The organism is Polynucleobacter tropicus, from assembly GCF_013307225.1.
GTDB classification, from domain to species: domain Bacteria; phylum Pseudomonadota; class Gammaproteobacteria; order Burkholderiales; family Burkholderiaceae; genus Polynucleobacter; species Polynucleobacter tropicus.
Genome location: NZ_CP028942.1, coordinates 1,797,228 through 1,822,471 on the forward strand (window position 1 = coordinate 1,797,228; position 25,244 = coordinate 1,822,471).

Here is a 25,244-nt window from a genome sequence, read left to right on the forward strand (position 1 = left end):
TCAAGGCTAGCCAGGGAATTGTTTTCCCTGCTCCTTTAACTCGTCTCGATATTGCCTCTGCATCTCTCTAAGACGTGCATCAATGCTGGAGCTTTGATAAAAATCGGCACCCCCCGCACTTCGTGCAATCTTGAGCTGCTCAATAGCGGAAGGCCAAGCCCCCTCTAGAGCATACTTTTCACCCAAAGCAAAGTGACGCATGGGAACATTTTTCGCTTGATCATATGCATTAGAAAGCATGCTCCACCAAAGGATTTCATTAGGCTGCGCACGTGTGCGCGCCTTTAACCAAGCAATAGCATCGTTTGTGCGTCCCATTTTGAGCTCCGCATTGACCATTGCGGCACCAGCAGCATATGACTGGGGGTAGGCGCGTAATGCATTCTGCGCGATCTGCAGCGCCTCTTCATTTCTTCCTTTTGCCAATGCCAATTCAGAGGCGGTAATTTCAAGCGATAAACTTTGACGCTGAATTGGGGAACCTAGTGCACTTGCCTTTTGAGCTAAATTACGCGCTTGTTGCAAATCAGACTCAGCTTGATCCCATTTCCCTTGTCGTTGCGCGATCAAAGCCAAGCCATAAAAACCTTCCATTTGCTTGCCCACTTGAGGCTGTTTGCTCAGGCTATCAAATGTATTTTTTAAGTCGTAGAGACCACTGGAGGTACCCGCTTGCTCCATTCGTGCTCGAGCTTTAATAAAATAAAACTCCACAACAGTAGGAACATTGCGCGTTGGAACAGTACGCGCCCGGTCTTGCATATCCGCAATGCGATCTGTTGTAAGAGGATGAGTTCGGACATAAGTAGGAACGCCCTTGTCCATGATTCCAGTGGCTTTTTGCAAGCGTTGAAAAAATCCAGGAGCACCATTAACGTCATAGCCACTGGCATCCAAAATCTGAAAGCCAATGCGATCGGCTTCACGCTCGGCATCCCTTGAGTAAGAAAGTTGATTATTAATGGCAGCAGCTTGTCCACCTTGCATTAAACCCGCTGCCGCTTGAGGATTACGCGACATTGCCAAGGCACCCAACACCATACCCGCGATTGCAATCATCGTATTGGTGGTTTGTTTATCCATCTGCCTAGCCAAATGGCGCTGCAATACGTGGCCAGTTTCATGACCCATTACAGAAGCAACTTCAGAGTCTGACTCTGCACTCACAATCAAGCCCGTATGAAAACCAATAAATCCACCAGGCAATGCAAACGCATTAATGCTGGTGTCCTTCACGGCAAATAATTCGAAGTTGTAAGCGCTGCTACCTTGCTCATTCGCTCCGCCAAGTTGTAGCTTCTTAGCAGCTTGCAATAGACGTCGCTCCATTTGATTGAGGTAATCGTAAATAGGCAAATCATTTGAATAATCTGCATCAGGTCTAATCTGACGCATGATCATTTCGCCATACTTCCGCTCGTCTACGCGACTTAAGGCATCACCACCTGGATCACCCATATCTGGCAACACAATCGTTGGCTGGCTTTGTAGGTTATTTCGGGTTGGGGCATTCGTAGGTCGCGCATCGGGAGACTGCATAGCGCGATTGATGTTCTGGATCGCCGCTGAATTACCTTCTACGGAAACATCGCCTACTGGAGCAGGTCCAGCAGAATAAGCAGAAGGCACGCAAGAGCACCATAAAGCCAGCACAAGCTGACCTGCTACCAAGCGGCGCCAAATTGCGGTATTTTGTCCTAACTTCAATTCCTTCATCCCTATATGGTAAAACTTATCCCATGAACAAACTAACTCATTTTGATGCTAGTGGCCAAGCCCATATGGTAAATGTGGGAGAAAAGCCCCATACGCATCGTATAGCCATTGCGACAGGCAAAATTACGATGCTTCCAGAGACCTTCAAAATGGTCGAGGGCGGCACTCATAAAAAGGGTGATGTTCTTGGAATTGCCAGAATTGCAGGTATCCAGGCATCTAAAAAAACCTCGGAATTAATTCCGCTATGCCACCCGCTGGCATTAACCCACGTCAGCCTAGAGTTTCGTCTAGACCCAAAAACCAATAGCATTGGCTGTCAAGTTAGAGCAGAAACAACTGGGCCAACTGGCGTAGAAATGGAAGCCCTCACTGCAATCCAAGTGGCCTTACTCACAATTTATGACATGTGCAAAGCAGTTGATAGAGGAATGGTGATGGGTGAAGTAATGCTTTTAGAAAAGAGTGGGGGTAAGTCTGGCCCTTGGGCAGCGGAGAAGTAAACTCTAACCTAATAAACAACAACGAGAGTATAAAAATACTCTTAGCCTAATTGATATAAGTTTTTGATGATTTTATTTTTATCTAAACAGATTTGGCTTTTTCTTATTCCTTTGTTCTTTATCTCTAACTCGCTGTTTCTGCCAATGAAATAAGCTACGCCTTTAAAACCATAATGACCTTCGAAGATGTGAAGAAAGTTATGGCAGCCTTGATTAAGGCTGCTAAGTAAGACTGGATAGCCTTACCGAGCAGGACTTGAAAGCAAACCCTGCACCTAAAAAATTAAGCTTCTATAAAAAGATGGGTTAAATGGGATCTCAGCCAAGACTCCATTTACAAGACTGGGGAAAATAAACAGATCCCCTTTTTGGCTTATTAGCCCCTCATGAAAATGAACATGCTCACATATTTGTGTTCTTAGAACATTCATACCGCCCTGATCATTTTTCAAAATCTTAATTTTTGACCCAAGATATGGATTTAAGTTTTCCAGTACAAATTTCAACTTATAAATCCCAAGTCCACCAAAAGCTGAATCAACTTTAATAGGGGGTTTGTTGGTCTCAATCGATAAGACCCTCTTGGCAAACGTTTGGGCAAACGCCTGCTCATCTGAAACCCTATTTTCATGAGCGTAATCAAAAACCTCCTGCCAAGCATCGCAAGGGCATAAATCTTTGCTTCTTAATGCCCACATATCAAAATAACTGCCCTGTTGATTTGCAAAGACCGCAGCTCTTGAGTCTAATTCACTCAAAAAGGCCAACGCATCAGAAAATGCGAGTATAGGCACTTGATGCGTATTCCCCTCATCCATATCCAGCACCACTAAAAAATCAAATCCCCTTAGCTTGGGGTCAGACTTTATAAATTCCAAATACGCATTCCTTACCATTTCAAGCCTCAGAGTGCGAACTGGTATCTGATTTAATCCATCTAAACTTATAAAAGTAAAATTAGGTTTATTTAAACCAAAATTTTGAATATCTATCTTTGTCGAATCTGTAGAATCATTCTCGACAAAAACATAAGCGGTCTCAGAAGCCAGGTGAGACATATTTTCAATATTTTGAAAAACTGCGGGTAAATGTTTTGCGCTATTTTGAACTGGCCCAGCAAATATAATTTTGGGAGTCATAAATTGAATATTTAATAACTTATGCAAAATAACATTTTAACGTTAATGGCAGTCATGATTAAGATAACCTCACAGCAAGCAATAGCAGTAAGTCGCCAGCTCTGGCTAGATTAGGGATTTGTATAATTGGCGGTGAAAACTATGGCTAAACATAATGCCAATTACCAAGCAAAACAGGCGTTAAAGCTACGTTCGATCTAATCCCAAAATACTTAGGTATTTCTCGACCAATACCCAATTGCTCAACCAAATTTGAAAAAACCGAATCAACCAGAACTAGAGCTTTAGCATTCTCAAGTATTTTTAACCAATCAAAAATAGAATCCGTAATTTCTGAAATCTCAATAATTTGATAACCATTTTCCCTGGCTCCATCCAAGGTAAATTTTTTAGTCTTATCAGAACCAACCTGATGAACAACCATATATTTTTCTTGCTTAACTAAATGAGAAAATAATTCATTTTCTCTAGAAAAATTTCTATGCAAGCAATTATCTAAATCCCACTTTTTGGAAAATGGGACATTACTAATTGCATATTTATATTGGTCAAATTTTAGGACTCCCTGTAGTAGTTTGTTAGGCAGATCTAAATGAGAGGACAGATAACTATAAAGAATTACAGCGTCTTCAACGCCCACATCCGTCAATAAATCTAAGGGTGTTTGATAAAAAAAATCTTTAGCATTTTTGGGGACAGCAATCCAATTTACCCAAGGAACTGCCTCTCTAAAAGAGGATATAAAATCCTCATCAATTGGCCAAAAAACTTCATTGCCGCTATCGCTAAAAAATTTAGCGATAGGCAATGCAATGATAATGTCTCCCATGCCACGAGTCTGTATGATGCCGATTTTCACAATACCCTAATCCCCTGCCTTAAAAAATGCAAATGCCAATAAAAAGATATTTATAGCAAACATACCAATTGCATAAATTTAACCCCTTCATTTTTTGGTCAATTAAAGGCCAATCACTAGCAAGTAGCATGAAAAATACTTACTCCGATTCTTACATTCCAGCGTTAATTTTATTCAGCCAACCTGCTAAGAATTTATGAATAGCTTAAGCAATACCATCTGTTTTTTCTCTTTTTGATATCCCAGATATATTGCTCCAGCTGCTAGCTTTAAAATTTCTCTTGCATATTTTTATTGACGTGAAGCCCTAAATGGCAAAATAAAATGATCCTTTGCAAAAGAAGTTGCTCTAAAATAATTTAAGAGACGAATGTTCTGCAAGCTAAAAATTATTTAATTACCTTTAAAATCATCCTATATTCTTGTATTACGTTATTTCTATCAAGCGCAATACGGTTCAAATCTGCAATACTTAGCTCTTTTTTATCAAACATATCTTGATAGTAAGGGTCGAGAACCTGAATTGTCTCAAGCAACTCAAAATCAACATCTAAGTACAGAGCTAACGGTGTATTGGCGATATTATTCTGCTTCCAAATTAGATTGTTCTTTTTACTAAAAAGGTTAAGTACTAGAGGATTTATTACCCTTACATGTGTTGGATCGCCTATAAAGTGCTCATGCCGTGGATGTGGAACATTCACAAATATCCTTGCATTAGGCTTTGATATTCGATATAGCTCTTTCATTACCCCCAAAAAGATATCGGGTGTCTGCCCAAGATGTTCAAGGCAGTGGTTAAAAACAACCTCATCAGCCTCACTGCTATTAATGGGCCAAGGAAATTGCTCTAGGTCGATTTGCAGGTCTGGAACGCATTCAGAATATCGATCTACATTTACATAATCATGCAACTTATTTAATCCGCAGCCCATATTAAACTTCATTTGCATTCCTTAAAATTCTTGTTTCACTCTTTGGGTACACTCTAGAATACATGAAGCGAGATAATAGCTCATGGGCGTAAGTCTCAGTTACTTTTTTGTGCAATAAATTAACAATATGTCAAAACCATATGACCCAAAGGCCCTTATGAAATCTAATATTTAGACCCACTTTTTAACAGGTACTTTAATTTTTCCAATTTCCCTCTCACCGCCGTTCAAATAGCCCTACTCACAATCTACGATATGTGCAAGACATTTGATAGAGGAATGGTGATGGGTGAAGTAAAGCTTTTAGAAAAGAGCGGCGGTAAGTCCGGCGAGTGGAAGGCGTAATAAATCAATTGAAATAAACCACCAAACTTAGGTGGTTTATTTAGCCCTAATAAGTTACTTACTGATTCTGCACTCTGAAGGTAATAACTGCGGTATCAAATTGGTTTGAGTGGATCTACAAGACCAGCCGCCTGCCCAGGTTGCACCTTCTGGCATAGATAAATCAATTGGTTTCGGTGAATTTGCATCAGGTTCATTAGTGGGCACCAGGTGCAAAGTATTTTTCCCTTCTGGCGCTACGCTGATCTGGTAGTCAATTGCGATAGCACCTGATGGTGTAATCTCAATCAACTTCACACTTCGTGTTGGGGTAAAACTAAAAGAGCCGTGGGTAGCCTCATCCATAGGAACAGTTCCGCGACTAGCAAATGCTTCCGTTACAGCAAGCTTGGCGCTTGACGATAGATTCATTCCCTCTACAACACGAGTTCGAGCAATATAGTCTTGATACTGCGGCACTGCTACCGCTACTAAGATGCCAATAATGGCCACCACAACCATCACTTCAATCAACGTAAATCCAGCCTCACCTTGATCTTGTGCCTTTTGAATTTCTTGAGAACTTGTTTTCATATCTTCTGCTCCTGAGGTCAAATACCTCATATTCCAGTCTATACCTCCTTTGAACAAGGTAAAAGAAAATAAAAAAAGCCGACTATAGAAGCCGGCCGATTCTGATTTTGAATTCAGAAATAAATTTCGCTTTATTTAGTCTCTTATTTAGCCTCTTTGCTGGCATTTTTTTTCTTCAAATATGTACCCAGCAAAATCACGATCGCCACCCCAATACCCTCAAAGATCATGTGAGCATCTTCAAATGCAGCCTGCATTGACTCTTTAATTGCAGGGTCTTCCACCAACATACCGCCAGCCAAAAGACCCAATAAGCCAGCACCTAAAGTAATAATGATTGGAAAGCGATCCATTACTTTTAACAACATCGTGCTGCCAAAAATAATCAATGGAATAGACAAGCCAAGACCAATGATGAGTAAAGCCAAGCGAGTTTCTTCCGGCCCTTTTTGAGCGGCAGCAGCAACAGCCAGCACGTTATCTAAACTCATCACCAAGTCAGCAACCAGAATGGTGCGAATAGCGCCCCAAATATTGGAGCTACCTTCCATCTCCCCTTCATCATCACTATCAGCCAATAACTGCACCCCGATATACACCAATAGAATCGCGCCAATGATCTTCAGATAGGGCAAGGTCAATAGCTGCACTGCGGTCACGGTCAACACGACGCGCAAGATAATTGCTGCAGCACTACCCCAAAAAATCGCCTTCTTTTGCTGATGTGCGGGCAAGTTACGTGATGCCAAAGCAATCACCACCGCGTTATCTCCCGATAACAAGATGTTGGCAACAATAATCGATAAAAGTGCAGCCCAAAACGCTGGGCCTGAAAATGCTGAAAAATCCATTGTGTCTCCCTACTGTATTTATTTTTTTATCTACAACACTTCAAATACTACAAAAAGGGCGCCGGTTAGCAGCGCCCTTTTTTAATTACAACATTGCCTTTAATAGCGCAGCCATCTCAGATGGGTTCTTAGTTACCTTGAAGCCGCACTCTTCCATTACAGCGAGCTTGGCATCCGCAGTATCAGCACCACCAGAAATCAATGCGCCAGCATGACCCATACGCTTTCCAGGAGGAGCAGTTACGCCAGCGATAAAGCCAACTACTGGCTTCTTCATGTTTTCTTTGCACCAGCGCGCTGCTTCAGCCTCATCTGGACCACCGATTTCACCGATCATGATGACAGCATCAGTTTCTGGATCTTCGTTGAACATGCGCATTACATCAATATGCTTGAGACCATTGATTGGATCACCACCAATACCAACTGCTGTAGATTGACCTAAGCCAATTGCAGTTAATTGACCAACAGCTTCGTATGTCAAAGTACCAGAACGACTTACAACGCCAATGCGGCCTTTCTTGTGAATATGGCCAGGCATGATGCCGATTTTGATTTCATCAGGAGTAATGATTCCTGGGCAGTTAGGGCCAAGCAATAAAGTTTTTTTGCCGCCCTTTGCTTCTTTAGCTTTCATTTTGTTACGTACTTCAAGCATGTCGCGCACTGGAATGCCTTCTGTAATACAGATAACAAAATCAAGGTCAGCATCAACAGCCTCCCAAATTGCGGCAGCTGCGCCAGGAGGCGGAACATAAATAACTGAGGTTGTTGCACCTGTTTGCTGTGCAGCCTCTTTTACTGTCGCATAAATTGGAATATCAAAAATAGATTCGCCAGCTTTTTTCGGATTCACGCCAGCAACAAAACAGTTTTTGCCGTTTGCGTATTCCTGACATTTTTCAGTATGAAACTGACCGGTCTTACCAGTAATACCTTGTGTAATGACTTTGGTGTTTTTATTAATCAAAATAGACATATTGAAATTCCTGGATTATTTGTTTTTAGCAACAGCAGCAACTACCTTAGTAGCAGCTTCGGCCATTGAGTCGGCGCTAATAATTGGCAAACCTGAATCAGCAAGAATCTTCTTACCGAGCTCTTCGTTTGTACCCTTCATGCGCACTACTAAAGGTACTGTAAGGTTTACCGCTTTACATGCTGTAACAACACCATCAGCGATCACGTCACAACGCATAATTCCGCCAAAGATGTTGACCAAAATGGCTTCAACACTCTTGTTTTTCAACATGATCTTGAATGCTTCAGTTACTTTCTCTGCAGTAGCACCGCCACCAACGTCCAAGAAGTTTGCTGGCTCACCACCAAATAACTTAATGGTGTCCATTGTTGCCATCGCTAAACCTGCGCCATTCACCAAGCAACCAATATTGCCATCCAATGAGATGTAAGCAAGATCGAATTTAGAGGCCTCAATTTCCGCAGCATCTTCTTCATCAATATCGCGATACGCCACGATCTCTGGATGACGGAATAATGCGTTTGGATCAAAGTTGAACTTAGCATCCAAAGCTTTGATCTTGCCATTACCTTCGAGAATCAATGGGTTGATCTCTACCAGAGATGCATCAGTATCCCAGTAGGTCTTGTATAAATTCTTGAACACATCGCGCGCCATTGGAATAGAGGCCTCAGGAACACCAATTCCTTTTGCCACAATGTCGCAATCCGCATTAGTCAATCCGACTAATGGATCAACAAACACTTTAATAATTTTCTCTGGATGTGACTCAGCCACTTCCTCAATATCCATGCCGCCTTCGCTAGAAGCCATGATCACATTCTTTTGTGTCGCACGGTCCGTAACGATACTGAAGTAATACTCTTTCTTAATATCTGCGCCATCTTCGATTAAGAGGCGATTTACTTTTTGACCTTCAGGGCCGGTTTGGTGTGTCTTAAGTTGCATACCCAAGATTTCAGAAGCGTATTTCTTCACTTCATCCATACTCTTAGCCAACTTCACGCCACCACCTTTACCGCGTCCACCAGCATGAATCTGGGCTTTTACAACCCACACTGGACCGCCTAGTTTTTCTGCGGCTTTTACCGCCTCATCAACACTAAATGCAGGAATGCCGTTTGGAACAGGCACATTAAATTGGCGCAGAAGTTCTTTGCCTTGGTACTCATGAATTTTCATAATTACTCCGAAACGGTATCTTTTTTAGCAAGCGATGAGGATTTAAAAACAATGTCGCCAAAATCCCATACTTACCCAAGAAATGACTAAATTAGCCAATTTTTGAATAAATGCGTACGGCTTGACCGACTCTCTAAGTCTATCATGTTGCAATGCCGCAAATAGGGTTTCTAGATCCGTAATTGCCCTAATCGGGGGTCTGGCCACCAATAATCTTTGCCACGACATCCAGGCCAAATCCCTTGCTAGCCAAGAAGCGATATTGCCTTGCGCGCTCCTTCTGGTCTTGCGCTTTTACCCCATATTTTTTTGACCAAAGCCCATAAGCACGCTCAAACTCCGTCTCCCTCAAATTCGCCAGAAGTTTGGCTGAGTGCTGGGCATCTACACCTGCTCTTTGCAGATCTTCCTGAATTTTCCGGGTGCCATAACGCTCACCGCGGCGTCGAGCCAGCGCTTCCGCAAAACGCTCATCCGATAACCAGCCGCGAGCTTCAAAATCATCAAGAACTGCCTCAATACTCAAAGCGCTTGCTTGTGGAGTTGACTCAGTTTCAGTCAACTTCGCCCAACGTGCCTCAGATTCAGCAAGCTTTGCTCCTAAAGTTTTACGACTGTATTCTCGCAAGGACAAAAGGCGCAAAGCCCGAGCTTTGAGACTCGGGCTTTGTTTATGTTTTTTACTGCTGACTTCTGTCATCGAGTTATTCGACTTCCTCTTCCTCGCCTAGAACATCTGTCACTACAGCAGATCCAGCTTTAACGCCTAATTTCTCGCGAATTTTTGCTTCGATGTCTTTGGCGATTTCTGGATTCTCTTTCAAGAACTCGCGCACATTATCTTTACCTTGACCAATACGATCGCCGTTATAGCTATACCAAGAACCCGATTTTTCAACAATATCGGCTTCGACGCCCATATCAATAATCTCACCCTCTCTCGAGATACCGGCGCCATACATGATGTCGAAAATAGCTTCACGGAAAGGCGGGGAAACCTTATTCTTCACGACTTTCACGCGAGTTTCATTACCAACAACTTCATCGCCTTTCTTGATGCTACCAATACGACGAATATCCAAACGCATAGAAGCATAGAACTTCAAGGCGTTACCGCCAGTAGTCGTTTCTGGAGAACCAAACATCACACCAATCTTCATACGAATCTGGTTAATGAAGATGACGGTTGTATTCGTACGCTTAATTGCGCCGGTTAATTTGCGCAATGCTTGACTCATCAAACGAGCTTGCAAACCTGGCAAAGAATCGCCCATGTCGCCTTCAATCTCGGCTTTCGGAACCAATGCAGCAACCGAGTCAACCACGATTAAATCAATCGAACCAGAACGCACTAATGCGTCTGCAATTTCCAAAGCTTGCTCACCAGTATCAGGTTGAGAGATTAATAAATTATTTACATCAACACCCAACTTACCAGCGTACTGAACATCTAACGCATGTTCAGCATCAATAAACGCACAGGTGCCACCAAGCTTTTGCATTTCTGCGATTGCATGCAAAGTTAAAGTGGTTTTGCCGGATGACTCAGGTCCGTAAATTTCAATCACGCGACCACGCGCAAGTCCGCCAACTCCGAGTGCGATATCCAAACCTAGAGAACCGCTGGATACCACCTGAATATCTTGACTAATTTCAGCATCGCCCAATCTCATGATTGAGCCTTTACCAAACTGCTTCTCAATTTGCGCTAAAGCTGCTGTTAGCGCCTTTTGCTTGTCTCCACTCATGCCTTCAAACTCCGAAGAGGCTGACTTTCTTTTATCATCCAAGGCCATTTTTTATTCCTTTTTCGCTTTGTATTGGGCTATTTCCCGAATTTTTATCTACTTTCCAACAACTTAGGAGTTACTGTATATAAAAACAGTATCCTTTGCAAGCGACTTTTTTAAAGAATTTACGGATTTCCCGCTAATCCATGCTCAATTGGGGTTCGATCCCAATAGAAAAAGAGCGGAATAGCCAATGCCCAAACCACTCCAACCAGTATTAGGCCGACTGTTTGACCACCAGAACCCCAAGACCCAGCCCCCATACGGATGCCAGCCTCGTAGGACATTGGGCCGCAAATACCACCCAAAATAGCCCCTAAGATGGGTCTGCCTCGCAACCAAGAAAGCGATCCATTAATAGTGGTAGCCACCAACACCCATAAAACCCACATCCAAACAGGAGAAAGATGGCCCGTGGGCCAAGAATCCTGGAAATTCAAATAACCGAGCTGCACCAAGAGGCTATCGGCAACAAACCCGTAAACCAATGCCCTACTTAAAAGATGTAGAGATTGCCAGGGCTCATCTAGATACCAGATATGAAAAGCGATATAAGCTAAGGTGAGAAGGACTGCCAACAAAACCTGTTGGTTTGCTGCGCCCAAGATACAAGCGAACCAGCCGAGCTGAAAAAAGACAAAGTTCCAAAATTTAGCCATATCTCAATATCCAGCCAACTTAAGAAAAAAGCCACTGCCGCTGGGCAATGGCTTTTAGATTTGGTGGCGAATCAGGGATTTGAACCCCGGACCTGCGGATTATGATTCCGTCGCTCTAACCAGCTGAGCTAATTCGCCGAAGGTGTGATTGTAGCAAATCCGCCCCATTCTGTAACGGCGTAGCCCATAAACCGTAATATAGGTACATGAAAACGATCTTCCAAAAAATACTGGCATTGCTTGCCTTGGTCGCCTTTGCACCCCTAGGGGCATTTGCCGCTCAAATCTTTATCACCAACTACCCATCCGAAGCAAACGCAAAGGTTTTCGTAACCAAGTACCCGTCAGAGGCCAATTGCATTGTTTATGAGACCCAATACTCCAGCGACAACGAACCTGGTGTGTGGTTTTATACAAAATATAAATCGGATGCTGACCTCATCATCTATTACACAAAGTACAAGAGTGATGCTCGGTGCCGCTATTGATACTAGCGTTTTAGAATTCAAGCAATGAAATTACTTTCAATTTCCTCTGGCAAGGTGATGCCTTTATTTGGCAATCACCATCCAGATTACAAATCCGTTCCATCTGGAATTCGCAAAACCAGTATCAGCAATTTAGAGAATGCTACAAAAATTCAAATTGGTAACTTAGGCATTCAGGGTGACGAACAAGCCGATCTCAGCGTGCATGGCGGTCTTGAAAAAGCTATTTATGTTTACCCGGCAGAACATTACGCGTTTTGGAATGAACTACTCACTCGCGAAACCAAAAAACCAATTGCACTTCAATATGGCAGTCTTGGTGAAAATTTCACTATTGAGGGGCTACTAGAAACCGAAGTCTTTGTTGGCGACAAACTGGTGATCGGTGAACTGCAATTTGCAGTCACTAAATTACGCGAGCCATGTTTTAAATTCAATGCGGCACTTGGCTACAAAGGCGCTGCTAAAGCCATGGTGCAATCGGGCTATAGCGGCTGGTACTTACGGGTGCTCAAGACTGGGATGGTCTCGGCGGGAGAGAAGATTCAGCTAATTCCTGGCCCAAGAGATACGTCTATCGCCCAGCAAAACCGAAATCTTTTAGCTAAGCGCAATCAAAAAGATCTCTGGGATTGAAATAAAAAACCCGATCATTTCTGATCGGGTTTCTAATTTACTGCAGACTAAAGAATCTTAATAATTCTCATTAGTCACGTGCATAAATATCAACATCTTTGGTTTCACGGATAAACAATGTACCGATTACCAAAGTAATAGCGGCAATGATGATTGGATACCAGAGACCGTAGTAAATATTACCGTTCTGTGCAACCAAGGCAAAGGAAATTGTTGGCAATAAGCCGCCGAACCAACCGTTACCAATGTGGTATGGCAATGACATAGAGGTGTAACGAATGCGGGTTGGGAACATCTCAACCAACATCGCAGCGATTGGGCCATAAACCATGGTCACCAAAATCACCAAGTAAACCAACAGGAGCAATACGGCAACATAATTAATTTGTGCTGGATCAGCTTTAGTTGGATAACCTTCTTTGTTCAAAGCTTCGCGAATAGCTTTCTTGAATTCAGCATCTTTTGCCTTTGCTTCAGCAGGATCAATGCCTTTAGCTGTGTAGCCCTGAATTTCAATGTCGCCAATCTTCACAACCGCTGTGGAACCAGCTGGGCCTGGAACAGTGCTGTAGCTAGCAGAGTTTGAAGCCATCACCTGTTTTGCGATATCGCAAGAACTGGTGAATTTCGCCGTACCTGTTGGGTTGAACTGGAATGTACATTCATTCACATCAGCAGTAATTGTTGCTGGTGCAGTTGCCATCGCTTTTTCCAACGCTGGGTTAGCGTAGTGAGTCAAAGCATTAAAGACAGAAACTGGGGTGTTTGGAATGTAGGTAATAACAGCCAACAACAAACCGCCCATGATGATGATCTTACGACCAATCTTGTCTGATAAGCTACCAAACACAACGAAGAATGGTGTGCCGATTACCAATGAAGCAGCAATCAACAAGTTCGCAGTTTTTGCATCCACCTTCAATACTTGAGTGAGGTAGAACAAAGCGTAGAACTGGCCGGTGTACCAAACTACTGCCTGACCCGCAACCAAACCAAACAATGCCAAGATAACGATCTTCAAGTTCTTCCATTGACCGAATGACTCAGACAAAGGAGCTTTAGATAATTTGCCTTCTTCTTTCATCTTCTTGAAAGCTGGTGACTCATTCATGGACAAACGAATCCAAACAGAGATCGCCAACAATGCGATAGAAACGATGAAAGGAACGCGCCAACCCCAAACATCAAAGTCTGGGCCTGTGAATTCACGTGTGAACAAAATCACGAGCAAGGACAAGAACAAACCTAATGTAGCTGTAGTTTGAATCCAAGCTGTGTAAGCGCCACGACGGCCGTGAGGAGCATGCTCTGCAACATAAGTTGCAGCACCACCGTACTCACCACCCAAAGCCAAACCTTGAAGCATACGTAATGCGATCAAGATGACTGGAGCAGCAACACCAATGGTTGCATAGTTAGGCAGGATACCCACGATGAAAGTCGCACCACCCATCAATAAGATGGTTACCAAGAAGGTATATTTACGACCAATCAAATCACCTAAGCGACCGAATACCAATGCACCAAATGGGCGCACGATGAAACCGGCAGCAAATGCCAAGAGGGCGAAAATGAAGGCAGAGCCAGCATCTAAGCCCGAGAAGAATTGCTTAGCAATAATTGCCGCAAGTGAACCGTATAAATAAAAGTCGTACCACTCAAAAACCGTTCCTAAAGAAGATGCAAAAATAACTTTGCGTTCTTCAGCGGTCATTGGGGCTGCTTTATGCGCTGTTGACATCCGTAGCTCCTAACTTATTTTTATTGAAATAAAAAACAACGGATTGATTATGCTGTGAAAAAAAACCAAGAAATTCACTAGTTAGGGTAATTCCTCATCAATTGACGTGGGGGTTTTCCCGAGAAAGTACAAAAGCAATTGCGTTAAAGCAACAAACATTCGCCTGATGTCTAATATCAATAAACATATACAACTAGGGACAAATAACCATGCAACCAAAATGGGGAATTAGAGGGATGGCAGTAGCGCCTCACTCTCTCGCATCTGAATCTGCTTTAGCCGTACTTCGTGAAGGTGGTAATGCACTTGAGGCAATGGTCGCTGCAGCGGCAACTATTGCGGTCGTCTACCCACACATGAACTCTATCGGCGGCGATTCCTTTTGGGTCATTCACTCACCAGGCAAAGCCATGGGGGGCATTGATGCATGCGGCGCTGCTGCAGGCTTGGCTACCAAAGATTGGTACAGAGAGCATGGCATTACCAAAGTGATCCCATTTAGAGGTCCAGTTGCTGCCAATACTGTTGCGGGAACTATTTCTGGTTGGGGCGCAGCCCACAAACTTTCTAAGCAAGGCTTGGGAGGCAAGATACCCTTATCGCGTTTGCTTTCCGATGCCATTCACTATGCTGAAACTGGCGTGCCTGTTACACACAGCCAATCTAGCCTGACAGCTAAAAAGAGTGAAGAACTGAAATCCATTCCAGGATTTGCTAAAACATTTTTAGTAAATGGCAAAGCGCCGGCGGTTGGTAGCATATTTAAACAAGCGCGTCTCGCAAAGACATTGCGACAGATTGCCGAAAAAGGAACGGATGATTACTATCGCGGCGAACTTGCAGAGTTAATCGGCAAAGAACTGACTGATATTGGAAGCCCTCTTCGCTTAGCCGATCTTCATCGCCATCATGCAAAGCTGATTGACCCTCTAGAGCTCAAGCACAGCATTGGCAATGTTTACAACATGATTCCGCCAACACAGGGCGTAGTCTCTCTCATGATTGTTGGCATTTTGGACCAATTAAATTTGAAGCGTTTCAAGGTTGATAGCGCTGAATATGTGCATCACTGCGTTGAGGCAACCAAGCAGGCATTCAAGATTCGAGACCAATTTGTTACAGATCCCGCTTATATGACCAAGAATGCGCAATCATTCTTATCCCCAGCGTTTCTGAAAAAACTCGCCAAGAATATTGATCCCAATAGAGCATTGCCTTGGGGTCAAGGCAAAGGGCCTGCCGATACGATTTGGATGGGCGTGATTGATGGCGACGGTAATTGCGTTTCCTTTATCCAAAGCATCTATCACGAGTTTGGCGCAGGAATCGTTCTACCTAAGTCTGGCATCAATTGGCAAAACCGCGGTTGCAGTTTTTCTCTGGATCCAAAAACACTCAACCACCTCGAGCCCTATCGCAAACCATTTCATACCCTTAATCCGGCAATGGCCTTATTTAAAGATGGTCGCTCAATGGTCTACGGAACTATGGGAGGTGATGGTCAACCACAAACGCAATGTGCGGTATTCACACGCACTGCTACTTATGGACTTGATCCACAAGATGCCATCAGTCGTCCTCGCTGGTTGTTGGGTCGCACTTGGGGGCAGACGAGTGACAGCCTAAAACTAGAATCTCGTTTTAGCCCATGGGTTGCAAAAGAGTTGCATGCTTTGGGTCACGAAATCGAAATGCTCGATGCATTCGATGAGACAGTGGGTCATGCAGGCTGCATCATTCGCGAACCTTCAGGCACCCTACGCGGAGGCTGGGATCCTCGTAGCGATGGCGCGGTTAGCGCGTTTTAGTAATAAATAGTTTGGGTACGCGCAGATCCCAATAAATTGCGGCTGCGCGTAATCCAAATATTCCCAACATACAAAGAACTGAACCCTCGATTGCATATTGAGGAAGAAAGTTCAAAATTAAAACGTAAGCACAACATCCAAATGTCACCGGAATGGCGTAGAGTTCATGCGACATGATGAGCGTTTTTCTTCCAGCCAAAACATCTCGAATTAAACCACCGCCGATTGCAGTAATCACGCCCAAAATCACTGGGGCTACTGGCAAACCATAATTCATGCTCCAAGCTTTGTCTGCACCCTGTATCGCAAAAAGCGCGGCGCCAAAACCATCGATATAAAGCATCCAACGATAAATCTGCGGTTGCGTGAAAAATGATTCAGCAACAAAAGTTAGAACGCTTGCTCCCAAAGCAAGCCATACATATATTTGATTCTCAGACCAAAAAACAGGGGCTTCCAAAATAATGTCGCGAATGGTTCCACCACCAATCGCAGTAATTAAGCCCAATACCAATACGCCAAAAAGATCGACCCCGCGATCCGCTATCGCCAGTACGCCAGTGACCGCAAATGCCATGGTTGCGATCACGCCAACCCAAAACTGAATATGTTCCATGGCAATCAGTCTAAATCACTTTAAATAAACTTCGTCCAAATTCACCGCCCTGAATATACTGAGAGTAATCTATTAAGCAAAATATAAGATGATCACGAAATCGAATTCCAAGCCTAGGCTCTATAGTTTTTGGCGCAGTTCAGCCGCCTTCCGTGCTCGTATTGCCCTCAATCTCAAAGGCATTTCCTACGACATCATTCCCGTGCATCTCACAAAAAATGGTGGCGCCCAATTTGATCCAGAATACTCAGAAAAAAATCCGACTCACTTAGTGCCCCTATTTGAAGATGATTTAGCAAATATTCATCAATCATTAGCGATCATTGAGTATCTAGAAGAGACTCATCCTAGCCCACCCCTCTTACCCTCATCACCAGGTGATCGTGCTTGGGTGCGTTCCTTAGCAATGGACATCGCTAGTGATATCCACCCCATCAATAATGTCCGCGTTCTACGGTATCTATTGAAAAACTTGGGCTGCAGCATTGAGTCAAAAGATATTTGGTATCAGCACTGGGTTCAATTGGGCCTTAATAGTCTTGAGAAACAATTGAGCATTGATTCTCGGGTGGGGCTATTTGCCTATGGAGATCAACCAGGGCTTGTAGAAATCTGTTTAGTGCCGCAATTATTCAATGCTCTGAATAGCGGAATGGATTTGAGTCCTTATCCAACCCTAGTCAAGATTCTGCACGAGTGCCTAAAGTTGCCCGCCTTTATTGATGCCTCTTGGGAGAAGCAAATAGATGCTGAAGGCTCAAACCCCAGCATTCCACCACAAAAATAATGACAGAGTTAACAAAGAGCCAACCGTAGTAATCAATACGACCCGCGAAATCAAACTGCCATCGGCTTTGTAATATTGAGCCAACATAAAGGGTCCTGTGCCTGTTGGGAGCGCGCTCAAAATCACAATGGCATTTAACCAAAGTGTCGGCAAATTTAGAATGGGACCCGCAATAAACCAGGCGATAAGAGGCTGAATAAACAGTTTTGCGATACTTACGCTCCATGCTTGACTAGCTGAAGCCTTACTTTTTTGCAGCAGAAACAATCCAATAGAAACCAAAGCGCATGGTGTTGCTGCTGCTGCCAAGAACGTAATGACTTGAGCGATTGGGTCATACAGAGATTGGCCAGTAGATGCCCATACCAAACCAGCTACTGGAGTAACTAACAAAGGGTTAGCACAGAGCGACTTTAATACGCTTAACAAAATTTCATGATGTTTTTTATGCGACAGAATATCGATCTCGATTAACACCGTCGCTAATGCAAACATGACAAACACTATAAAAGTAGAAATAATTGCTGGGGCTATTCCATCCTGACCCAGCGCAAGAGCGCACAGTGGTATACCCATGTAACCCGTATTTGAATAGGATGCACTTAAACCATTAAAGCTTGCTGTAGCCAAATCTCTTTTCTTGAAATAACTAATGCCAAGCACTAGCAAAAAGACAACGAAACAACTAGAGAAAAAAGCAGCAATAAAACCTGGTTGCCAAAGAGTTTGCCAACCGCTATTGGCGGCAAAATTAAATAGCTGTGCAGGAAGTGCCAACCAAACTACAAAACGATTGAGCTCAACAGAGGCGCTTTCTCCCAATTTCCCAGTGCGCCCACAAACATACCCAATCAGTATTAGCGCAAAGACTGGAAGGACTACATTAAATACGTAGATCAAAGGAGCACTTCAGCAGAATTAAGAAATCTTTTTCAGAGTCTTGGCATAGCGTTGCGCGTTTTTGACATAGCGTCCTGCTATCTCTCCAATTCCTGAAATTTGCTCAGGAGTTAAAGTTTTAACCGCTTTTGCAGGTGACCCAATAATCATAGATCCATCAGGAAATTCTTTGCCCTCTGTAACAAGAGCGCCAGCACCCACTAAGCAGTGCTTGCCAATTTTTGCGCCGTTCAGAATCACGGCGCCAATTCCGATCAAACTACCATCGCCAATTTGACATCCATGCAACATTACTTGATGTCCTACAGTGACATTTTTGCCAATGGTAAGCGGGTATCCTGGATCGGTATGTAGAACAGATGCGTCCTGCACATTACTGTCCTCACCAATCTGAATCAAATCGTTATCACCGCGGATAACAACCTTGGGCCAAACATTGGAATTTTTGTGAAGTTCTACTTTGCCGATGACTTCTGCGCTTTCGGCAACCCAAGCACCCTCAGAAAGTTGAGGTGCATTTCCATCTAGTTCAAATATAGCCATGACCCATTATAGGTATGAATCAGGCTATATCAGCATGGCTCCTGAAATGGCTTACCAGTTAGGCTCGCGATCTGGAGTTGAAGAAATGCGGTGAACACTTAAGTCAGCGCCTTCAAACTCTTCTTCATGTGACATCCGAATACCAATGATTGCCTTAAGTGCGCCATAAACAACAAAACCACCAACCAGGGCGATACCCACCCCCATCAAACTACCAATCAGCTGGCCCGTGAAAGTAATGCCGCCGATTCCACCAAGCGCTTTCGTGCCAAAAATACCGGCAGCTAAGCCACCCCAAAGTCCACACAATCCATGAAGAGGCCAAACACCCAACACATCGTCTAACTTCCAACGGTTTTGCACCAAGGTAAACATATACACAAATAAAGCGCCAGCAACCAAGCCGACAAATAAAGCGCCAACTGGATGCATCAAATCAGAGCCCGCGCATACAGCAACCAATCCAGCAAGTGGACCGTTATATGCAAAGCCTGGGTCATTACGCCCAATCACCCATGCAGCAAGTGTTCCACCAACCATCGCCATCAAAGAATTTAATGCCACTAGACCACTGATCTTGTCGATTGTCTGTGCGCTCATCACATTAAAACCAAACCAACCTACCGCCAAGATCCAAGCACCTAATGCCAAGAATGGAATGCTTGATGGCGGGTGCGCAGAGATTTGTCCTTCTTTGGTGTAACGACCACGACGTGCGCCAAGCAAGATAACTGCAGGCAACGCAATCCAACCACCAACAGCATGCACTACAACTGAACCGGCAAAATCATGGAACTCTTCGCCAGTTAAACCCTTGATCCATGCCTGAATGCCGTAATGCTGATTCCATGCAATACCTTCGAAGAAAGGATAAACAAAACCAACCAAAACAAAAGTAGCGATCAGTTGGGGATTGAATTTAGCTCTCTCAGCAATACCACCAGAAATAATTGCAGGAATTGCAGCGGCAAAAGTAAGGAGAAAGAAAAACTTCACTAACTCGTAACCATTTTTTTCAGCCAGCAGTTCCGCGCCTGAAAAAAAATTCACTCCATACGCAATGCTGTAACCGATGAAGAAATAAGCAATGGTTGAAACCGCAAAATCCACCAAGATTTTTACCAAGGCATTCACCTGGTTTTTCTTGCGCACAGTACCTAGCTCTAGAAATGCAAAGCCAGCATGCATAGCGAGCACCATGATGGCACCCAACAAAATAAATAGAGCATCACTGCCAGATTTCAAAATTTCCACTTGTTTTCCCCTTTTATTTTTTGCATCATTATGGGGAGTAAATAAACCAATTCAGGTGCAACATGCACTTATTTAGTGCATATACCCTCTAAAATGATGGTTTATGATCAATTTACATTCACTTAAGGGAGAACCCATGAAGAAAGTCCTGTTTTTTCTAGCTGCAATTACAGCATTTGCTGGCCTAGTACAAGCCCAACCAAATGCCGGTGTTAAGGTTCTCAGCACACAAGAGCTAGTAAATGTTTGCAAATTACCAGCAAGCCCGGAATCCCGAAGCTTCTGTATTGGCTACTCAACTGCAATTTATGACACTTATTTGGCTACGCGTCACCCACAGCGCGCAAAACCATTTATTTGCGTAAAACAACCCGCCCCATCCCGCGATGAAGTCATCGCTGATTTTGTGAAGTTCGGACAAGAGAACCCACAAACTGCTGACAAACCAGCAGCCGGAGTTTTCTTAGGTTTCTTGGCGGCAAAGTTCCCTTGCGCCAGAAAATAATCTAATCAATCTACTGAACTCAATTTAATTTAAAGGATCTGTTGATATGAAAAAAATTATCGCAATTACTGCGGCAACTCTTGCAATTGCTGGATGCTCTAACATGAGCAATACTGAACAACGCACACTCTCTGGCGCTGGTATTGGCGCTGCAGCAGGCGCGATCGGCACCGCTATTTTCCATGGCAACCCAATCTGGGGTGCGGTTGGTGGTGCAGCCGTTGGCGCGGCATCAGGCTACATTTATGATTCCTACAAAAAAGAGCAGGCATCTGAATACAACGCTGGCTACAACGCTGGAAAAAATAACAAACCAGCGAACGCACCAAACTAATTACATACTTACTTAACGCTTACTAATAGCATTGCTGCAAAAACTACCCAGCTTGTATTAACTTACAAGCTGGGTTTTTATTTGGATATCCCCTGCTAATGCCTTATGTATTGGGCATTTATTTGCAATTTCAATTAAACGATTTTTCTCTTCTTCAGTAAGGCTCCCTTGCAGTTGAATGTCGCGCGTGAACATCTCAATATCATTCGCTCGCTCAATATCCACTGTCACAATTGCATTCTCTAAGTTCATCGACTTACGACCCGCATACATTTTTAATGTCATGCTCGTACACGCCGCTAATGCCGCGCCTAAATATTCATGGGGCGTAGGGCCAGTATCTTGTCCACCGTTGCTAGCGTAAGCATCAGATAAAAAATGCAAATTACCTGTCTGCAACTTTTGCTGTAGTGGTCCATCCCCAAACTGCGAAACTACTTTTCTCATACTGTCTCCGAAATGGATTAATTATTCATTAGCAAAGCTTAACTCTTTGGTGATTTTGATGGCTTCTCTGCGACTAGCAAATTCGCTTGTTTCCAGGCGCTAAATCCACCCTCTAAATGACAGACATGAGGAAGACCCATGTCTTGCAATGTTTTCGTGGCAAGAGCAGATCGCCAAGCAGAAGCGCAATACAAAATGAAACGCTTACCCTCACCAAAAATGGGTTTGTAGTATGGGCTTTCTGGGTCTATCCAAAACTCCAACATTCCCCGCGGAGCATGCAAAGCGCCAGGAATCATCCCATCACGCTCAAGCTCTCGAATGTCACGAATATCTACAAACACTACATTAGAATCCTGGAGCAATTCTTGCGCCTGATTCAGGGGAACAGTTTCAATTTTCTCCATGGCGCTATCAATTAACGCCCTATAACCAATCTTTAATTTCACCAAAATCTCCTAAAGTGACAATTCTTTTTTTGTTGGGTCACCTGCTAACATTCTCCTATGAACTTTACCCCTATAGAACTTGGTGCAAGCATTATTTTTGCAATTGCCGTTTTGCACACCTTTTGCACTGGCTATTTTGAATCTCTATCAAAACATTCGCCAAGACATGCAGGCCTTTGGCATCTCCTAGGAGAAGTGGAGATTGTATTTGGCTTTTGGGCAGCTGCGCTCATCATCTATATCTGCCTAGCAAGCAACTTAAACGCGGCTAAGTCTTATCTAAACTCGCGCAACTTTACAGAGCCCCTATTTGTTTTTGCCATCATGATCGTCGCTGGCAGTAAACCCATATTGCATTTTTCAACGCAATTACTGCATGCTGTAGCAAACATATTGAAACGCTTACTGGGCATAAGAGGCGCTCCAGTGCTGTACTTTCTAACACTCGGCTTAACACCGCTTCTCGGCTCCTTAATTACCGAACCAGCAGCAATGACCTTGGCCGCATTTTTATTGCGTGATCTAGTGTATCGACATCAATGCTCTAAATCATTGCTGTTTGGCACTTTGGGCGTCCTGTTTGTAAACATATCTATTGGCGGTACTCTGACAAATTTTGCCGCGCCTCCAGTACTCATGGTTGCATCCACTTGGGAGTGGAGCTCAGCATTTATGTTTAATCATTTTGGAATCGAGTCGTGCATTGCCATATTCATGAATGCTCTTGTAGCAACTCTTTTATTTCATCGCCAACTTATTGAACCCTCCGCATCAAGCCAGCATGAAAAAATTCCATTGACCGTAATTGCAGTACATCTGCTTTTCTTGTTGGGCGTGGTGGTATTTGCGCATGACCCAATTATTTTTGTATGGCTACTCTTATTCTTTATTGGCTACACCACTGCATACCCAAAATATCAAAGCCCGCTCATTCTGAAAGAAGCGTTGTTAGTTGGCTTCTTCTTGGCTGGATTAGTGGTACTCGGAGGATTGCAAGGTTGGTGGCTACAACCGATTCTAGAAATGATGAACCCAACCGCTGTGTTCTATGGCAGCTTGGCTTTAACCGCTATTACCGATAATGCCGCCCTAACGTATTTGGGATCCTTAGTAACTGGCACTTCTTTGGACTTCAAGCTTGCTCTAGTAGGCGGTGCAGTTGCGGGTGGCGGCCTTACGGTAATCGCAAATGCGCCAAACCCGGCAGGCATTGCAATATTGCGCAGTTATTTTCCTGGTGGCGCCGTCTCTGCACTTTATCTCCTTTTAGCTGCAATACCACCCACACTAGTTGCAATCGCTGCCTATCGACTACTTTAGATTTAGCAAGCGGTGTACGCTGTAAAATCTGAGCTTCGCCCCCAGCTATAAATCTGAGAACGGCATATGAAAAAGCTCTATATCAAAACCTTTGGTTGCCAAATGAACGAGTATGACTCGGGCAAAATGGCCGACCTCCTCCATGCAGATGAAGGCATGGAAATGACTAACTCTCCTGAAGATGCGGATGTTGTCCTCCTAAATACATGCTCCATACGAGAAAAAGCGGAGGATAAAGTTTTCTCAGATCTTGGACGACTAAGAGAGCTAAAAAAAACAAGGCCCAATTTACTAATCGGAGTTGGTGGTTGCGTTGCCAGTCAAGAAGGTCAACAAATTGTTAGTCGTGCGCCCTATGTCGATGTTGTTTTTGGACCCCAAACCCTCCATCGTTTAACCGACCTTATTGCCGAACGCCGTAAAACAGGAGTTCCGCAGGTTGATATCTCCTTTCCAGAGATTGAAAAATTTGATCAACTACCAGCATCACGTCAAACACGTGGCTCTGCATATGTCTCCATCATGGAGGGTTGTTCCAAATATTGCAGTTATTGCGTTGTTCCCTACACACGAGGTGAAGAGGTATCGCGCCCTTTTGATGATGTTCTGACTGAAGTTGCTGGACTTGCCGCCAACGGTGTCAAAGAAATTGTTTTACTTGGGCAAAATGTAAATGCTTATCGCGGGGAAATGGGTGACACTGCAGAGCTTGCTGACTTTGCTTTACTCATTGAATATATCGCCGAGATACCGGGGATTGAACGCATCCGCTTTACTACCAGTCACCCTAAAGAATTTACGCAACGCTTAATTGATGTATACGCCAAGGTTCCAAAATTGGTAAGTCATCTGCATTTGCCAGTACAACATGGCTCAGATGTCATGCTATCGGCGATGAAACGGGGCTATACAGCGCTTGAGTTCAAAAGCATTATTCGAAAAATGCGTGCAGTGCGCCCTGACCTCACACTATCCAGCGACTTTATTGTTGGCTTCCCTGGTGAGACAGATGCTGACTTTGAAAAACTTCTGAAGATGGTGCGTGACCTGAATTTTGATAACAGTTTTTGCTTTATCTTTAGCCCGCGTCCCGGTACACCCGCGGCAAATCTAATTGATACCACGCCATACGAAGTGAAGTTAAAGCGCTTACAAACACTACTTGCCCTTGTTGAGGAACAAGCCAATCAAATTAGCCAAAAAATGCTGGGCAATATTGAAACTGTTTTAGTTGAAGGCTTGGCAAAGGATGGAGTTAACCTACAAGGCAGGGCTGAGAATAATCGCGTAGTTCACTTTACTGCGCCCAGCGATCAAATCGAATCTCTCACAGGACAAATGGTCGATATCCAAATTACCGAAGTACTCAATTACACTCTCAGGGGAGAGATGGTAGAAGCACATGCCAGCTAAATTAATCATTGATCTCCAGTTTGCTAGCCCAGCTCTTGAAAGCGTTATTGAAAAGACTGCCTCGGCAGCGCTCATCAAAAAATGGGTCAAAAGTACGGGCGCAGCATCGGGATTAATTACTCTTCGGTTTGTAAATGCCGCTGAAGGCAAAAAGCTAAACGCCTCTTTTCGTAAAAAAGATTACGCCACAAATGTACTTACCTTTCCTTACGAGCACTCAAAAAATAGCCTCATGGCAGACATCATTTTTTGCCTGTCTATCATTCAAAAAGAAGCAAAAGATCAAGGAAAGACATTAAAAGCCCATTTGGCGCATTTAATTATTCATGGATGTCTACATGCTCAGGGCTACGATCATGAAAACGATCGAGATGCGAAAAAGATGGAAGCTCTAGAAATTAAAATCCTTAAAGCACTCGGATTTACCAATCCCTACCTAAACTCATAATTTTCATTTGTCATCGTTCTA

Annotated in this window: 28 protein-coding genes, 1 tRNA gene and 1 pseudogene; 11 read left to right on the forward strand and 19 right to left on the reverse strand. The window is 43.7% G+C overall.

Features of this window, described 5'->3' with window-relative positions; translation table 11 throughout:
- Window positions 1-6: 6 nt before the first annotated feature.
- Window positions 7-1,716, reverse strand: coding sequence for a M48 family metalloprotease (locus DCO17_RS09155; protein ID WP_173956414.1), 1,710 nt, complete (start codon window positions 1,714-1,716; stop codon window positions 7-9).
- Between the two features lie 23 nt (window positions 1,717-1,739).
- Here DCO17_RS09155 and moaC point away from each other — a divergent pair, with 23 nt between their 5' ends.
- A complete protein-coding gene (gene moaC / locus DCO17_RS09160; RefSeq protein WP_173956415.1) occupies window positions 1,740-2,219 on the forward strand; it encodes a cyclic pyranopterin monophosphate synthase MoaC in 480 nt (159 codons plus the stop codon).
- A 275-nt stretch (window positions 2,220-2,494) separates the two neighbouring features.
- On the opposite strand, the gene DCO17_RS09165 is transcribed toward moaC, so the two are convergent.
- From DCO17_RS09165 to DCO17_RS09175, 3 genes are all read right to left on the reverse strand, one after another.
- Complete coding sequence (locus DCO17_RS09165; RefSeq protein ID WP_173956416.1) at window positions 2,495-3,385, reverse strand: hypothetical protein; 891 nt, start codon at window positions 3,383-3,385, stop codon at window positions 2,495-2,497.
- 118 nt (window positions 3,386-3,503) lie between these two features.
- A complete protein-coding gene (locus DCO17_RS09170; RefSeq protein WP_173956417.1) occupies window positions 3,504-4,217 on the reverse strand; it encodes a hypothetical protein in 714 nt (237 codons plus the stop codon).
- A gap of 389 nt (window positions 4,218-4,606) precedes the next feature.
- On the reverse strand, window positions 4,607-5,164 hold the full coding sequence (locus DCO17_RS09175; protein WP_173956418.1) for a class I SAM-dependent methyltransferase: 558 nt from the start codon (window positions 5,162-5,164) through the stop codon (window positions 4,607-4,609).
- A gap of 204 nt (window positions 5,165-5,368) precedes the next feature.
- Here DCO17_RS09175 and DCO17_RS09180 point away from each other — a divergent pair.
- Window positions 5,369-5,497 (forward strand): annotated as a pseudogene (locus DCO17_RS09180) (cyclic pyranopterin monophosphate synthase MoaC); the annotation flags it as partial.
- 54 nt (window positions 5,498-5,551) lie between these two features.
- Here DCO17_RS09180 and DCO17_RS09185 read toward each other — a convergent pair.
- The 8 genes from DCO17_RS09185 to DCO17_RS09220 all read right to left on the reverse strand — a co-directional run bounded on the left by DCO17_RS09185 (window position 5,552) and on the right by DCO17_RS09220 (window position 11,672).
- Window positions 5,552-6,070, reverse strand: a complete 519-nt coding sequence (locus DCO17_RS09185) for a pilin (RefSeq protein WP_173956419.1) — start codon at window positions 6,068-6,070, stop codon at window positions 5,552-5,554.
- 143 nt (window positions 6,071-6,213) lie between these two features.
- A complete protein-coding gene (locus tag DCO17_RS09190) occupies window positions 6,214-6,921 on the reverse strand; it encodes a TerC family protein (protein ID WP_173956420.1) in 708 nt (235 codons plus the stop codon).
- Between the two features lie 85 nt (window positions 6,922-7,006).
- Window positions 7,007-7,900, reverse strand: coding sequence for a succinate--CoA ligase subunit alpha (gene sucD / locus DCO17_RS09195; RefSeq protein WP_173956421.1), 894 nt, complete (start codon window positions 7,898-7,900; stop codon window positions 7,007-7,009).
- A gap of 15 nt (window positions 7,901-7,915) precedes the next feature.
- Window positions 7,916-9,085, reverse strand: coding sequence for an ADP-forming succinate--CoA ligase subunit beta (gene sucC / locus DCO17_RS09200; RefSeq protein WP_173956422.1), 1,170 nt, complete (start codon window positions 9,083-9,085; stop codon window positions 7,916-7,918).
- 187 nt (window positions 9,086-9,272) lie between these two features.
- Window positions 9,273-9,785 carry a recombination regulator RecX gene (gene recX, locus DCO17_RS09205; RefSeq protein ID WP_173956423.1) on the reverse strand — a complete coding sequence of 171 codons (513 nt, stop codon included), beginning with the start codon at window positions 9,783-9,785 and terminating at the stop codon, window positions 9,273-9,275.
- A gap of 4 nt (window positions 9,786-9,789) precedes the next feature.
- Entirely contained in the window at window positions 9,790-10,881 is a 1,092-nt protein-coding gene (gene recA, locus DCO17_RS09210) for a recombinase RecA (protein ID WP_173956424.1), read from the reverse strand.
- 119 nt (window positions 10,882-11,000) lie between these two features.
- On the reverse strand, window positions 11,001-11,534 hold the full coding sequence (locus DCO17_RS09215; protein ID WP_173956425.1) for a DUF2878 domain-containing protein: 534 nt from the start codon (window positions 11,532-11,534) through the stop codon (window positions 11,001-11,003).
- Between the two features lie 61 nt (window positions 11,535-11,595).
- Window positions 11,596-11,672: transfer RNA gene (locus DCO17_RS09220), tRNA-Met, on the reverse strand.
- Window positions 11,673-11,740: 68 nt separating this feature from the next.
- Here DCO17_RS09220 and DCO17_RS09225 point away from each other — a divergent pair.
- Window positions 11,741-12,022, forward strand: a complete 282-nt coding sequence (locus DCO17_RS09225; protein WP_173956426.1) for a 7(1) septoil knot domain-containing protein — start codon at window positions 11,741-11,743, stop codon at window positions 12,020-12,022.
- A gap of 24 nt (window positions 12,023-12,046) precedes the next feature.
- Window positions 12,047-12,658 (forward strand): MOSC domain-containing protein, encoded by a 612-nt coding sequence (locus DCO17_RS09230; protein ID WP_173956427.1) that lies wholly within the window; start codon window positions 12,047-12,049, stop codon window positions 12,656-12,658.
- A gap of 70 nt (window positions 12,659-12,728) precedes the next feature.
- Here the strand turns inward: DCO17_RS09230 and DCO17_RS09235 are convergent, their stop codons facing one another.
- Complete coding sequence (locus DCO17_RS09235; RefSeq protein ID WP_173956428.1) at window positions 12,729-14,399, reverse strand: MFS transporter; 1,671 nt, start codon at window positions 14,397-14,399, stop codon at window positions 12,729-12,731.
- 209 nt (window positions 14,400-14,608) lie between these two features.
- Between DCO17_RS09235 and ggt the strand changes: the two genes are divergently transcribed.
- Entirely contained in the window at window positions 14,609-16,207 is a 1,599-nt protein-coding gene (gene ggt, locus DCO17_RS09240) for a gamma-glutamyltransferase (RefSeq protein WP_173956429.1), read from the forward strand.
- Here ggt and DCO17_RS09245 read toward each other — a convergent pair.
- Window positions 16,194-16,823 (reverse strand): trimeric intracellular cation channel family protein, encoded by a 630-nt coding sequence (locus DCO17_RS09245; protein ID WP_173956430.1) that lies wholly within the window; start codon window positions 16,821-16,823, stop codon window positions 16,194-16,196. The genes ggt and DCO17_RS09245 overlap by 14 nt on opposite strands.
- Before the next feature lie 88 nt (window positions 16,824-16,911).
- Here DCO17_RS09245 and maiA point away from each other — a divergent pair, with 88 nt between their 5' ends.
- Window positions 16,912-17,610: a maleylacetoacetate isomerase gene (gene maiA, locus DCO17_RS09250; RefSeq protein ID WP_173956431.1), complete on the forward strand. Its 699-nt coding sequence runs from the start codon at window positions 16,912-16,914 to the stop codon at window positions 17,608-17,610.
- Here maiA and DCO17_RS09255 read toward each other — a convergent pair.
- From DCO17_RS09255 to DCO17_RS09265, 3 genes are read right to left on the reverse strand one after another with little or no spacing between them, the layout of a single operon-like run.
- Window positions 17,581-18,510, reverse strand: a complete 930-nt coding sequence (locus DCO17_RS09255; RefSeq protein WP_173956432.1) for an AEC family transporter — start codon at window positions 18,508-18,510, stop codon at window positions 17,581-17,583. The genes maiA and DCO17_RS09255 overlap by 30 nt on opposite strands.
- Before the next feature lie 18 nt (window positions 18,511-18,528).
- Entirely contained in the window at window positions 18,529-19,053 is a 525-nt protein-coding gene (locus DCO17_RS09260; protein ID WP_173956433.1) for a gamma carbonic anhydrase family protein, read from the reverse strand.
- A gap of 51 nt (window positions 19,054-19,104) precedes the next feature.
- Window positions 19,105-20,307 carry an ammonium transporter gene (locus DCO17_RS09265; protein WP_173956434.1) on the reverse strand — a complete coding sequence of 401 codons (1,203 nt, stop codon included), beginning with the start codon at window positions 20,305-20,307 and terminating at the stop codon, window positions 19,105-19,107.
- Window positions 20,308-20,443: 136 nt separating this feature from the next.
- On the opposite strand from DCO17_RS09265, the gene DCO17_RS09270 reads away from it, so the two are divergent.
- Both DCO17_RS09270 and DCO17_RS09275 read left to right on the forward strand, forming a co-directional pair.
- Entirely contained in the window at window positions 20,444-20,812 is a 369-nt protein-coding gene (locus DCO17_RS09270) for a Rap1a/Tai family immunity protein (protein ID WP_173956435.1), read from the forward strand.
- A gap of 46 nt (window positions 20,813-20,858) precedes the next feature.
- Window positions 20,859-21,146, forward strand: coding sequence for a YMGG-like glycine zipper-containing protein (locus DCO17_RS09275; RefSeq protein WP_173956436.1), 288 nt, complete (start codon window positions 20,859-20,861; stop codon window positions 21,144-21,146).
- Between the two features lie 57 nt (window positions 21,147-21,203).
- On the opposite strand, the gene DCO17_RS09280 is transcribed toward DCO17_RS09275, so the two are convergent.
- Window positions 21,204-21,593 carry an OsmC family protein gene (locus DCO17_RS09280; RefSeq protein WP_173956437.1) on the reverse strand — a complete coding sequence of 130 codons (390 nt, stop codon included), beginning with the start codon at window positions 21,591-21,593 and terminating at the stop codon, window positions 21,204-21,206.
- Window positions 21,594-21,631: 38 nt separating this feature from the next.
- Window positions 21,632-22,042 (reverse strand): rhodanese-like domain-containing protein, encoded by a 411-nt coding sequence (locus DCO17_RS09285; protein ID WP_173956438.1) that lies wholly within the window; start codon window positions 22,040-22,042, stop codon window positions 21,632-21,634.
- A gap of 57 nt (window positions 22,043-22,099) precedes the next feature.
- Here DCO17_RS09285 and DCO17_RS09290 point away from each other — a divergent pair, with 57 nt between their 5' ends.
- From DCO17_RS09290 to ybeY, 3 genes are all read left to right on the forward strand, one after another.
- Window positions 22,100-23,362, forward strand: coding sequence for a putative Na+/H+ antiporter (locus DCO17_RS09290; RefSeq protein WP_173956439.1), 1,263 nt, complete (start codon window positions 22,100-22,102; stop codon window positions 23,360-23,362).
- Window positions 23,363-23,428: 66 nt separating this feature from the next.
- Entirely contained in the window at window positions 23,429-24,775 is a 1,347-nt protein-coding gene (gene miaB / locus DCO17_RS09295) for a tRNA (N6-isopentenyl adenosine(37)-C2)-methylthiotransferase MiaB (RefSeq protein ID WP_173956440.1), read from the forward strand.
- A complete protein-coding gene (gene ybeY / locus DCO17_RS09300) occupies window positions 24,765-25,223 on the forward strand; it encodes an rRNA maturation RNase YbeY (protein ID WP_173956441.1) in 459 nt (152 codons plus the stop codon). The genes miaB and ybeY overlap by 11 nt, the downstream gene beginning before the upstream one ends.
- The last annotated feature ends 21 nt before the right edge of the window (window positions 25,224-25,244 follow it).